The organism is Pseudoleptotrichia sp., assembly GCF_057270515.1.
Genome location: NZ_DBHIXS010000022.1, coordinates 1 through 12,235, shown reverse-complemented (window position 1 = coordinate 12,235; position 12,235 = coordinate 1). Strand labels below are relative to the sequence as shown.

Annotated in this window: 11 protein-coding genes, 1 pseudogene and 1 riboswitch; of the genes and pseudogenes, 11 read left to right on the top strand and 1 reads right to left on the bottom strand. The window is 29.8% G+C overall.

Going from position 1 to position 12,235, the window contains the following annotated elements:
- Positions 1 to 506: 506 nt before the first annotated feature.
- Positions 507 to 962 carry a DIP1984 family protein gene (locus ACO5J6_RS09890; protein ID WP_485643706.1) on the bottom strand — a complete coding sequence of 152 codons (456 nt, stop codon included), beginning with the start codon at positions 960 to 962 and terminating at the stop codon, positions 507 to 509.
- Between the two features lie 120 nt (positions 963 to 1,082).
- Positions 1,083 to 1,199: riboswitch (FMN riboswitch) on the top strand.
- Between the two features lie 349 nt (positions 1,200 to 1,548).
- Between ACO5J6_RS09890 and ribH the strand changes: the two genes are divergently transcribed.
- The 11 genes and pseudogenes from ribH (at position 1,549) to ACO5J6_RS09835 (ending at position 11,682) form a co-directional block, all read left to right on the top strand.
- Entirely contained in the window at positions 1,549 to 2,013 is a 465-nt protein-coding gene (gene ribH / locus ACO5J6_RS09885) for a 6,7-dimethyl-8-ribityllumazine synthase (protein WP_485643705.1), read from the top strand.
- A gap of 43 nt (positions 2,014 to 2,056) precedes the next feature.
- Positions 2,057 to 3,134: pseudogene (gene ribD, locus ACO5J6_RS09880) on the top strand (bifunctional diaminohydroxyphosphoribosylaminopyrimidine deaminase/5-amino-6-(5-phosphoribosylamino)uracil reductase RibD).
- Positions 3,135 to 3,278: 144 nt separating this feature from the next.
- A complete protein-coding gene (locus ACO5J6_RS09875; protein ID WP_485643704.1) occupies positions 3,279 to 3,974 on the top strand; it encodes a riboflavin synthase in 696 nt (231 codons plus the stop codon).
- 37 nt (positions 3,975 to 4,011) lie between these two features.
- A complete protein-coding gene (locus ACO5J6_RS09870) occupies positions 4,012 to 5,223 on the top strand; it encodes a bifunctional 3,4-dihydroxy-2-butanone-4-phosphate synthase/GTP cyclohydrolase II (protein WP_485643703.1) in 1,212 nt (403 codons plus the stop codon).
- A 171-nt stretch (positions 5,224 to 5,394) separates the two neighbouring features.
- Positions 5,395 to 7,389, top strand: a complete 1,995-nt coding sequence (gene mutL, locus ACO5J6_RS09865; RefSeq protein ID WP_485643702.1) for a DNA mismatch repair endonuclease MutL — start codon at positions 5,395 to 5,397, stop codon at positions 7,387 to 7,389.
- 231 nt (positions 7,390 to 7,620) lie between these two features.
- A complete protein-coding gene (locus tag ACO5J6_RS09860; RefSeq protein ID WP_485643701.1) occupies positions 7,621 to 8,091 on the top strand; it encodes a 23S rRNA (pseudouridine(1915)-N(3))-methyltransferase RlmH in 471 nt (156 codons plus the stop codon).
- 18 nt (positions 8,092 to 8,109) lie between these two features.
- Positions 8,110 to 8,520, top strand: coding sequence for a hypothetical protein (locus tag ACO5J6_RS09855; RefSeq protein ID WP_485643700.1), 411 nt, complete (start codon positions 8,110 to 8,112; stop codon positions 8,518 to 8,520).
- Positions 8,521 to 8,532: 12 nt separating this feature from the next.
- Positions 8,533 to 8,901 carry a DUF1934 family protein gene (locus ACO5J6_RS09850; protein WP_485643699.1) on the top strand — a complete coding sequence of 123 codons (369 nt, stop codon included), beginning with the start codon at positions 8,533 to 8,535 and terminating at the stop codon, positions 8,899 to 8,901.
- Positions 8,902 to 8,936: 35 nt separating this feature from the next.
- On the top strand, positions 8,937 to 10,418 hold the full coding sequence (lysS, locus tag ACO5J6_RS09845) for a lysine--tRNA ligase (protein ID WP_485643698.1): 1,482 nt from the start codon (positions 8,937 to 8,939) through the stop codon (positions 10,416 to 10,418).
- Between the two features lie 115 nt (positions 10,419 to 10,533).
- Positions 10,534 to 11,058 (top strand): hypothetical protein, encoded by a 525-nt coding sequence (locus ACO5J6_RS09840; RefSeq protein WP_485643697.1) that lies wholly within the window; start codon positions 10,534 to 10,536, stop codon positions 11,056 to 11,058.
- A 132-nt stretch (positions 11,059 to 11,190) separates the two neighbouring features.
- Positions 11,191 to 11,682: a hypothetical protein gene (locus tag ACO5J6_RS09835; RefSeq protein WP_485643696.1), complete on the top strand. Its 492-nt coding sequence runs from the start codon at positions 11,191 to 11,193 to the stop codon at positions 11,680 to 11,682.
- Positions 11,683 to 12,235 lie beyond the last annotated feature (553 nt).

Below are 12,235 nucleotides of genomic sequence, written 5' to 3'. Positions count from 1 at the left end.
TATCAAATGATTTAACGTTATTGGAGAAACTATTCTTTTCTAATAAACAAAAAAAGAGGCTATCTCATAAGATAAATAAAATTACTAAATCATAAAATTTATATATTTTACTATTTTTATAAAATCAATAAAAATAATGTATTTTGATTTTTAAAAATATATAATATTTATATTAGTAAAATTATTTTTGACTTATGAAACACCCTCTTTTTTATTGGAACTTGAAAGAAATAAATAAAAAATGGATAAATTTAATTTCTTATTGATAAAAATTGACTTCTATAAAAAAAGGGGTTAATCCCTTTAATCTTTCCCGAAACCCGCCCTCGATATTATTAAATCAGTACGTGGTAGTAACATTGCCCGATAACTGTACCCATGTAACAATACTGAGGATAACTATAAAAAGTTTGTAACTCCTCCGATTACTGAATAGGGTGGCAGCCTAATTTCCAAAAAAAGGAAAAATTTGTACTCACTTTTAATAAAATCTACACCTATAAAATTTATTCAACTAAGTCAGTAAGCCAGTTTGCCTGCTGTAATTCCGTGTCAATTTCCCTAATTTTTTTCGAAAGCTCATCCAAGTCTTTTTGTAATGTCGGAACATCTACCGTACTCAAAATCTTAATTTCCTTATTTGAGTATAGTTCCACTTTTTGACTGGCATATTGCAGGAATGTTCTCATAATATTGGCTTTTAGAGTCAAAGTATCCCTTTCGGCAATCATGTCCGTCAAAGTTACTCCATTTGAAAGAGTTACGGAATTTGTTTTGTTTATCTGCTTTATCAATAAAGTAAGCTGCTCTATGAAATTGTCAAGTTCAGTCATTAATGACTTTGGATCTTCGGTAGGAGTATCATTTTCCTGAACTTTTGCATTATTATTAAGTCTTATACGTAACTGTTCTATTCTTTTTTGTAAATCGGCTCTTAAAATCAAGGCTTCTGCAAGTTTCATATTTAACCTCCGTTTTATTTAAATTATATATTTTTCATCATTATTATATCTGATAGATTTTTTTATGTCAATACGATTGACAAAAAAGAAAAAACAGTATAAAATAGTATCATGAAACAATTTAAACTTCAGGGCAGGGTGAAATTCCCGACCGGCGGTACAGTCCGCGAGCTTTTACGAGCATGAATCGGTGCAATTCCGATACCGATAGTATAGTCTAGATGGAAGAAGTTGAAATATAAGTAATAATTGCTATAATAAAATTTAAGATAGTCAAGTATTGAGATACTTAATATGTCGATGTATATATGTGCAAATTTAATATATATAAGTTAATGTATATTCTTAATATGTGTAAATACAGAGTTATATATTTGTTATTAAATCTTATTATATATAAAATCAATTTAAATATTGATTGTATTTATAAAATATTCATATATTTTATGTAATAAGGTTTAATGTATAAAACAGATAACAATTATAGCAATGTCAGCTTTAATATCAAAATTTCCCCGGAGTTTTAATTATCCGGTTTTTTTAATTGCAGGAAAATTGTTTTAACTTTATAACTTTAGGAGGAAAAATGAAAAAATTTGAAGGAAAGTTCAATGGAAAAGATTTAAAAATAGGTATTGTAGCGGGAAGATTTAATGAATTTATCACATCAAAATTAGTTGGAGGAGCGGTTGATGTATTGACAAGGAATGATGTTTCGGAAGAAAATATTGAAATTGCGTGGGTTCCCGGAGCATTTGAAATACCGCTTATAGCCAAAAAGATGATAAATACAGGAAAATATGACGGAATAATAACGCTTGGAGCGGTAATACAAGGTTCTACACCACATTTTGACTATGTTTGTGCGGAAGTATCCAAAGGAGTGGCACAATTATCATTGCAATATGACATTCCTGTCATATTCGGTGTGCTGACAACCAACAATATAGAGGAAGCGATAGAAAGAGCCGGAACAAAAGCAGGAAATAAAGGTTCTGAAGCCGCATTTGCAGTTATAGAAATGATAAATCTCGTAAAAGAAATCGGATAACAATATGAACAAAAAAACTCAAGCTGAAAAAGACAAGGAATATATGAAATTTGCTATAAAACTTGCCAAACAGGGGGAGGGAAAAGTAAACCCTAATCCTGTGGTAGGAGCTGTTGTAGTAAAAGATGATGTGATTGTCGGAAAAGGGTATCATAAAGTATTTGGGAAAGCCCATGCAGAAGTCTATGCTCTCGAAGAGGCAGGAAAACTTGCAAGGAATGCGACTATTTATGTAACTCTTGAACCATGCTCTCATTTTGGAAAGACACCTCCATGTGCTGAAAAAATTATAAAAATGGGGATAAAAAGATGTGTGATAGGCTCAAACGACCCCAATCCCAAAGTGGCAGGAAAAGGGATTGAGATGCTTAGAGCCGCAGGAATAGAAGTAACTCGGAATGTTTTAAAAGAAGAGTGTGATGAGCTGAATCAGGTGTTTTTTAAATATATAAAATCAGAAATTCCTTATTTATTTTTAAAATGCGGAATTACAATGGATGGAAAAATCGCTCTCTCAAACGGTGTTTCCAAATGGATAACGAATGAAAAGGCAAGGGAAAAGGTTCAGTATTACAGAAACAAATTTATGGGGATAATGATAGGAATAAATACAGTTTTATATGATAATCCGAGCCTTACTGCAAGAATTGAAAACGGAGTGAACCCTTTCAGAATAATAGTCGACCCGAATTTAAAAATAACGGAAGAATATAATGTCATAAAAAATAATGAAGATGAAAAAACAGTAATTATTACTTCGGTTATTAATAAAAATAATGAAAAAATAAAAAAAATGGAAAAAAATAAAGTTTATTTTTTTAGAGGGAAAATGTTTTTCTATGAATGATATGTTGAGAGAAATAGGAAAACAGGGAATTGATTCTGTTTTACTTGAGGGAGGAGAAACTCTCATTTCGAGGGCTTTTTCGGAAAAAGTGATTGACGGAGGGGAAATATTTATTTCAAATAAAATATTTGGAGATAATAATGCAAAATCTTTTGTTTCAGGATTTGCGGCTGAAAATACAGATGAAGCACTAACTTTGGACAATATAAAATATAATATTTATGATAATAATATCGGAGTTGAATTTTATTTTAAGAAATATAATGAGAGATGAAATTTAGTAATAAAATATATTTGTTCATTTGCTAAAATTTTATTTAATAAAAAAATACTTATTTTGTATTTTAAGTTATAAAAGCTTGAAGCAGGTCTACAAATATAATAAAAGTTAAAGCAAAATAAAAAATAGGAGAAAAATATGTTTACAGGATTAGTGGAAGAAACGGGCAAAACTATGAATATTCTGAAAAAATCTTCGGGAATGGAAATTACAATAAAGGCAAATAAAGTAACTGAAAAAGTTCAGATTGGGGACAGTATAGCGGTAAATGGAGTTTGTCTGACAGTTACTTCTTTTAAAAATGATACTTTTACTGCTGATGTGATGTATGAAACCATTGAAAGAAGCGGATTGAAAAGAATAAAAACGGGAGAAAGAGTAAACCTTGAAAAATCTGTAACATTACTGACATTTCTTGGAGGACATCTGATTATGGGAGATGTGGACTGCGAGGCGGAAATACTGTCCGTCAATCCTAAAGGGATAGCAAAAGTATATGTATTCGGATTTAAAGAAAAGGACAGAAAAAATATGAAATATATTGTCGAAAAAGGAAGAATAACTATAGACGGAGCAAGCCTGACGGTAATTGATACAAATGATGAAAATGGAACATTTTCCGTATCGCTCATTCCCCATACAATAGAAAATATTATTTTAGGAAAGAAAAAAGTTGGAGATTTTGTAAATATTGAAACGGATTTATTCGGAAAATATGTAGAGAAAATATTGAAATTTTCCAATAATGAAAATTCTGATTTGAAAAATTCCGAAAATAAGGAAAATAGGAAATCAAATATAACTACTGAATTTTTAGCAGAAAACGGATTTTAGAAAAATTTTAAACTTAGAGATTTTTGAGGTGAAAAAAATGGATATTAAATTTAATACAGTGGAAGAAGCATTGAAAGATATAAAAAAAGGCATCCCTATAGTTATAGTAGATGATGAGGACAGGGAAAATGAGGGAGACCTTTATATTTCTGCTCAAATGGCGACGTATGATAGTATAAATTTTATGATAAATAAAGCAAGAGGGCTGATGTGTGTACCGATGTCCAAAAAAAGAGCCGATGAGCTGAAACTGAATATGATGACGGAAAATAATACGGATAATCACGGAACAGCTTTTACAGTATCTGTAGATTCATATGAAGAAACAACGACAGGTATATCTACAGGAGACAGACTGAAAACAATACTGGATTTGGGAAATTTGGATAAAAAGGCTGAAGATTTCAGACGACCGGGACATATGTTTCCGTTGATTGCCAAAGAAAAAGGGGTCCTTGAAAGAAAGGGACATACTGAAGCTGCTGTAGATCTTTCAAAAATAGCAGGCTTTACAGAAGTCGGAGTAATAATGGAAATATTGAAAGAAGACGGAACAATGGCGAGAAGAGATGATCTGTTTGAATTTTGTCAAAAACATAATTTAAAAATAATAACAATAGATGATTTGATAATGTACAGAAAAAATAATGAAAAACTTGTAAAAAATGAAGCCGAAGTGGATATTATAACAAAATTCGGTAAATTTACTTTTATAGGGTATAGTGATAAAATCGAAAATAAGGAATATATCGCTATTATTAAAGGTAATATCAGAAATAAGGAGAATGTGAGTGTAAGACTTCATTCGGAATGTCTGACGGGAGATGTGTTTGGGTCTAAACGTTGCGACTGTCAGGAGCAACTTCATAGATCTTTAAATGAAATAGAAAAAAAGGGGGAAGGACTTGTAGTATATTTAAGACAGGAGGGCAGAGGAATAGGTATACTTAATAAACTAAAGGCCTATAAACTCCAAGATAAGGGATATGATACTGTGGAAGCCAATCATCAGCTGGGATTTCAGGATGATTTAAGGGATTATGCAGTAGCGTCTCAGATAATAAAAGATTTGGAGATAAAAACCGTATCTCTTAAAACGAATAATCCTTTGAAAATCGAGGGACTTAAAAAATACGGGATAAATGTTGTTTCGAGGGAAGAAATAGAGATAAAATCCAATGAATTTGACAGAAAATACCTGAAAACAAAAAAAGAAAAAATGGGACATCTTTTAGGGCAGGAGCTATAGTAAAATAAAAGAGAAATAGGAGCAATTATATTATATCTTGACAAAAATTGAAGAATAAATTATACTTTAGTCATAAAAAATAATGAGAAAGATAACTATAAATTCAGAGCTGCCTAAAGGGCGGCTTTTTTAGGAAAAAAAGCAAAATAAAAAAAATAAGGAGCAGCACTTATGGGATATATAAAAATTTTAGATGAAAGTGTGTCCAATATAATTGCGGCGGGAGAAGTCGTCGAAAATCCCGCATCAATGATTAAGGAAATGATTGAAAATTCCCTTGACGCTAAAGCGACCATTATAAAAATAGAAGTTTTTAAAGGGGGAATGGATGTAAAAATAAGCGATAACGGTGTAGGAATGGATAAAGATGATACACTGCTTTCCATTGAAAGACACGCTACTTCAAAAATTGCTACAAAAGATGATGTGTTCAATCTCAATACTTACGGTTTCAGGGGAGAAGCTCTTGCTTCTATTGCGGCAGTTTCAAAGCTTACAATAACTACTCGTTCCGAAAGCAGCTCTACAGGTTATAAAATAGGCAGTTATGGCGGAGTTGTAAGAAAATTTGAGGAAGTTTCAAGAAATGTAGGAACCGAAATTGAAGTGAGAGATTTATTTTACAATACTCCTGCAAGAAAAAAATTTCTGAGAAAAGAAAGTACGGAATATAATAAAATAAGGGATATTGTTTTAAAGGAAGCACTGGTAAATAATGATACTGCTTTTACGCTGGAATTTGACGGAAAACAAAGTATAAGTACAAGCGGTAAAGGAACTGAAAATACTATTTTAGAGCTTTTTGGAAAATCAGTTTTGAGAAATTTGAAAAAATTTGAATATGGATATTTAGGAAATGTTGAAATTTTAAGAAGCAGTAAAGATTATATATTTACTTATGTAAATAAGAGGTATGTAAAATCTAATACGATAGAAAGAGCAGTAATAGACGGGTACTATACTAAACTGATGAAAGGTAAATATCCTTTTGCTATTATATTTTTTGATATTGACCCTAAAGAAATTGATGTGAATGTTCATCCGTCCAAGAAAATAGTAAAATTTTCGGATGACAGAGTAATTTACAGACAAATAAAAGATGCAATAGATGAGCATTTTTATCATAGTGATAGGGAAGGCTGGCAACCTAACATAGATTTATTGAAAAAAAGTATTAATATAGAAAATAAAGATGAAAAAATTTCCGACCTTTTTTCTGATGAAATTATAAAAGGCGATAATCAGAAATTTTTCAGTTTTGAAACTCATGATGGAGATTTTTCCGACAAAAGTAAAAATACAGATGTTCCTGACAGCTCATCAGAAAGTTTTATTTTATCTCATAATTCCGATGATAATATAATTAATAAAATAAATAAAGATGAAATAAATGAAGGAATAAACGAAAAAGAAATAAACTTTATAAATTATGAAAATCAGGAAAAAAATGAAAATGAACTGGAAATAAAAGAAGAAAATATTTCTGAAAATGTATATAACAGAAATGAACAAAAAGATGAGCATAAGCTTGAAAATATTTATCCCAAAGAAAACTACGGCTATAAAGTAGGAACGTTTGAGAAACACGAAGGAACACAGATTGAATATGATGTATTGGGTCAAATTTTTGATACATATATCCTTGTAAGAGAAGATAATGAGCTGGAAATTTATGACCAGCATATTATCCATGAAAGAATACTGTATGAAGAATTAAAAGACAAATTTTATAATAAAAAACTTGAATCTCAACAGCTTTTGTTGCCTCAGAAAATGGAAGTAAATCAGGTTGAAAAAAATATTATTTTTGATAATATTGAAATATTTAATGAATTCGGTTTTGATATAGATGAGTTTTCTGCTAATGAAATAGTATTTAGGGCGGTTCCTGCATTTGATTTCAGGGATAGTGTACAAAATGTGTTTATGAAATTACTTTTGGATTTGAGAAATAATAATGAAATAAAAGATTTGAGGGAAAATATAATAATCTCAATGTCATGCAAGGGTGCAGTAAAAGCAGGTCAAAAACTGAATATGAATGAAATGCGGAATATGGTGAGAAGACTTCATGAAGTTGGGAAATATACTTGTCCTCATGGACGACCGATTATAGTAAAATTGACAAAAGATGATTTGGATAAGATGTTCGGAAGAAAGAAATAGAGATTATTTTCAAAAGCTGAATAACTTTTATAATATTTAAATATAATGCAATAAATATGAGATAAGAAAATAAAGAATGTGCATATATATGCATATCAGGATAAAAAATGTATGTTAGAAAAAAAGAAAAATTAGAGGGATCAAATTTCAAAAAGATAGATAATAACATTAGAGAAAATAGAGGCGATAAAAGAGAAATTTGAAAAAGATAATTGACAATAAAGGAAAAATATGATAAAGATTAGTATAATATGTATTGGTAAAGTAAAAGATGATTATATAAAAGACGGAATTTCAGAATTTTCCAAAAGATTATCAAAGTACGCTAATATCAACATAATTGAATTAAATGAGGAAGATGATAATAAAGGAATTCAAAATGCCGTAAAAAAAGAAACGGAAAGAATAGTCAATACACTTGGCAGAAGAAATCAGTCTTATAATATATTGCTTGATTTAAAGGGGAAAGCTAAAACATCTGAGGAAATGGCAGAGAAAATTGAAAAATTATCCTTGACATACAGTGAAATTAGTTTTATAATAGGCGGCTCAAACGGAGTTGATGACAATTTAAGAAAGATAGTGGATTACAGGTTGAAATTTTCTTCGTTTACGTTTCCTCATCAGTTAATGAGGCTTATATTGATTGAGCAGATTTATAGGTGGATTTCTATAAGCAAAAATATAAAATATCATAAATAAATGGAGGGAGAATTTATTATGTACTCTGTTGGTGAAGAATTTGAAAAAATGATTGATGACGACATGGAGTATTTCACATGCTTGGCAAATATTACGATTAAAGAAAAAGAATACCTGGTTTGTGAAAATGAAGCGGGAGTAAAGAGAGTTTTCTGGTATGATACCAATGAAGAAGATTTGGTTGTTCTTGATGAGGATGAAGAAGATGAAATACTGGAAATCTGGGAAGAAGATTACTACGGTACTGATAAGGATTATATGTACTGGAATGAAGATTTTGGGGAATATGACAAAGTTGGAAAAGAAGATGAGGAATTTTCAGGGTTGGACAATGTAGATATGGATGAAATTGATGATATGGAAGAAATAAATGATTACAACGAAGACGAAGAAGATATCGATGAGTTTTTGGATAATTTTCTTGAATAGAAAGTTAAAAATATGAAGATTAAGATAAAAAGTACGGATATTCACGGTCAATATTACGAAAAAGATTTTGAATTGAAAAACAAATCTGACTATGGGAATAAGAAAGAATATCATTATGAAGATGAATACGGAAAATGTAAAATTTTTAAATTTAATGATACTATAGAAATTTATCGTTATGGCCAGATAAATTCAAAACAGATATTTAAGACAGGTGAAAAAACCTCTTTTACTTATTTTACGAAAGAGTTTAAAGGTAAGTATGAAATATTTACTAATATCATAGTTACGGAAGATGAAAAAATTTATTTGGAATATGATATAATCAATGGAAATGAAATACTGAATAAAATAAAACTTGAAGTAACGGAATTAATCTGAAACATAAAAAAATGTAATCAAAGAAAGGAAAAATAATGAGTAATCAGTCAAATGAAAGTAACATTATAAGTGAAAAACTTAAAAAAGTTGAAGAATTAAAAGAAGCAGGAATAGAGCCTTACGGAAGAAATTATGAAAAAATAAATAATATTGAAGAGATAAGTCAATATGATGAAACGAGTGATAAAGTATTTAAAACTGCGGGAAGAATAGTCGCGTACAGAAGAATGGGAAAAAACGGTTTCGGACATATTCAGGATTTTACAGGAAAATTTCAGTATTATGTAAAGAAAGATGAAGTAGGAGAAGAACAATATGAAATCTATAAAAAATTAGGTTTAGGAGATTTTATCGGAATAGAAGGAACGCTCTTTAGAACACAGACGGGAGAGCTGACATTGAGAGCAAAATCTTTTGAAGTACTGTCTAAAAATATAAGACCTCTGCCTGAAAAATTTCACGGACTGACAAATGTAGAAACAAGATATAGACAGAGATATGTCGACCTTGTTATGAACAGGGAAGTTATGGAAACTATGAAAAAAAGATTTCAGATTGTGAGATTTTTCAGAAAATATCTTGAAGAGAAAGGGTTTATTGAAGTTGAAACTCCTATGATGCATCCAATAGCAGGGGGAGCTACTGCGAGACCTTTTACTACTCATCATAATGCTTTGGATATGGAGCTGTTTCTTAGGGTTGCTCCTGAGCTTTATTTAAAAAGACTTCTTGTTGGAGGATTTGAAAAAGTATTTGAAATTAACAGAAGTTTCAGAAATGAGGGAATTTCCATAAAACATAACCCTGAATTTACAATGATGGAACTGTATCAGGCTTACGCCGATTATGTGGATATGATGAACATTACCGAAGACCTTATTTCAAAACTGACTTTTGAACTTCACGGAACTTATGAAATAGAATATGAGGGTAAAAAAATAAATATGAAAAGTCCTTGGAGAAGGGTAAAAATGAAAGACATAGTAAAAGAAGTTACAGGATTTGACTTTAATACTGTTACAAATGATGAGGATGCTGTTGCCAAAGCGAAAGAAATGGGGATACCTTTGGAAAAAGACAAAACATACACTAAATATGGTATATTAAATCTTATTTTTGAGGAAAAAGTAGAAGAAACTCTCATAAATCCTACTTTTATTATTGAATATCCAAAAGAAATCTCTCCTCTTTCAAAAAATAAAAAGGGAGAAACGGACTGGGTAGACAGGTTTGAATTATTTATATCAGGAAGGGAATTTGCAAATGCCTATTCTGAATTGAATGACCCGAGAGACCAAAAAGAAAGATTTGAAGAACAGGTAAAAATGAAAGAAGCAGGAGATGACGAAGCTCAAAATATGGATTTGGACTATATAAGGGCTTTAGAATACGGAATGCCTCCGGCGGGAGGATTGGGAATAGGAATAGACAGGCTTGTAATGCTGATGACAAATTCTGCTTCCATAAGAGATGTTATATTATTCCCTACTTTAAGAAAAGAAGATATAGAGCTGTAAATAAAGAGAATTTTTTTGATAAAAATGAGAAATCTCGAAAAATTTATAGATAAAAATTTATAAAAATTACGAATTATATTGAAAATATATAAAAAGGAGTATTGGAGAAATATTTATGAGAAAAATAACGTTAAGAATTTTATTAATTATAATGATGTTAGCTGCCATTGTAAGCTGTTCAAAAAAAGAAAAAGCTGAAAAGTCAAATAAAGAAGAACCGGTCAACAATACAGCTTCTACAGAAGCAGTAGATGAAACTGACAGAAGCGGGATAGATTACACTCCTCTTGAAAGAGGGGATAAGATTACTCTCACAACGGACGGTCAGCTTCATGAGGACAAGTTACTAAATAAGACATTTGATTATATAGACGGCAACGGTTCTTTTGAAATTAAGAAAGATGCACAGGGATATGAGCTGACTAATTACTATTATTATGTAGAGGACGAAGAAAAAGAAGATTACGAAGAAAAGGAAGAGATCGTAAAAGAAAGACTAAAAGTTTATAAAAATAGTATTTTATTAAGCAAAAATTATGGATATGCTTATGATACGAAATATAAAATAGTTGTAGTTGTCGACCCTGAAACTATGATGATAGTAAAACCTGCAGAAATACCTTGGAATAGTGGAGTGTAAAAAGAGAAAAATTTTGTGTATATTTTTAAAATTTACTGTTTAAAATAAACTAAAAAAATTTAAAATTTTCAGCTAATTTTCATTTTTAACTGATATAATCACTATATAATAAAAACAAGGAGGAAATAAAAAGTGAGAAAACTAATTTTAATGTTAATGCTTATAATAGGAGTATCAGTATTTGCTGAAAAGTTTACAAGTCCAAGTAAAAATTTGGAAATTTCTTTAAAAGAAAATGCAGGTGAACAATCTCCTGACGGCTATTTTTGGTATAACCAAAATGGGGACGCCGATAAATATTCCTTTTATATAGTAACAGAAAATGATAAAAATAAAGGGATTTCTTTAGTTCAAAGTTATGAAAGTAAAGAAAAAGCAGGAGGAAAAATATCCGAAGACTATCTTGATGATCCTGCAACAGGTGCAGTTCCTGCTGTGTTTGGAACATATAAAGTATACAAAGATAATAAAAAAGGTGTTTATTATGTAAATAATTATGTTGACTTAAAAGGAAAAAAGCATCCCAGATTATACTTCGGGTTTGATAAGAAACACAAAACTATAGTTATTCTTGATAAAAATATGAATATCATTGAAATACTTCAAAGAGGAGTTGCCGGATAGATATATCTTAAATAAAATAATATTTTGTTTTTTGAAGTCGTCTATATTATAGACGGCTTTTTTATTTATAAGGAAAGTAAACTTATTTTTAAAAATTTTCAAAAGTGTGAATTAATTAAATACAGATATATATGCGAATTTATAAGCATAAAAAGATAGTATATTTTTTATGTTTTTTAATTCTAAATAATTTTCTATTTTCAAATATTATGATATATCAATTATCGCTCTAAAAATAATTTTTAAAGCAAAAAAATTCAAAAATTATTTTTTAAAAATAGGCTCTTTTTAAATATAGGAGTAGATAAAAAGGAAAATCTAAGGTATATTAATAGCATATACATTAAATGAATTTATATACAAAGTTAATGTAACAATTGCTTTTTAAAATAAAAATAAATAGGAGGAGAAATGAAAAAAAGTATATTATTTTTAATGAGTTTGATTGCAGTATCATCAGTAAGTTACTCGGCACCGAAACAAAGTCTGGAACAAAGCCTGAATGCAATAGAATCAAAATTCAATGATTTACTTGAAAAAGAAGCACAGAAGA

Coding starts and splice junctions, on each gene's coding strand:
- ACO5J6_RS09890 (WP_485643706.1), bottom strand. CDS start 962: ATGAAACTTGCAGAAGCCTTGATTTTAAGAGCCGATTTACAAAAAAGA.
- ACO5J6_RS09850 (WP_485643699.1), top strand. CDS start 8,533: ATGAAGATTAAGATAAAAAGTACGGATATTCACGGTCAATATTACGAA.
- ribH (WP_485643705.1), top strand. CDS start 1,549: ATGAAAAAATTTGAAGGAAAGTTCAATGGAAAAGATTTAAAAATAGGT.
- ACO5J6_RS09840 (WP_485643697.1), top strand. CDS start 10,534: ATGAGAAAAATAACGTTAAGAATTTTATTAATTATAATGATGTTAGCT.
- ACO5J6_RS09855 (WP_485643700.1), top strand. CDS start 8,110: ATGTACTCTGTTGGTGAAGAATTTGAAAAAATGATTGATGACGACATG.
- mutL (WP_485643702.1), top strand. CDS start 5,395: ATGGGATATATAAAAATTTTAGATGAAAGTGTGTCCAATATAATTGCG.
- ACO5J6_RS09870 (WP_485643703.1), top strand. CDS start 4,012: ATGGATATTAAATTTAATACAGTGGAAGAAGCATTGAAAGATATAAAA.
- ACO5J6_RS09860 (WP_485643701.1), top strand. CDS start 7,621: ATGATAAAGATTAGTATAATATGTATTGGTAAAGTAAAAGATGATTAT.
- lysS (WP_485643698.1), top strand. CDS start 8,937: ATGAGTAATCAGTCAAATGAAAGTAACATTATAAGTGAAAAACTTAAA.
- ACO5J6_RS09875 (WP_485643704.1), top strand. CDS start 3,279: ATGTTTACAGGATTAGTGGAAGAAACGGGCAAAACTATGAATATTCTG.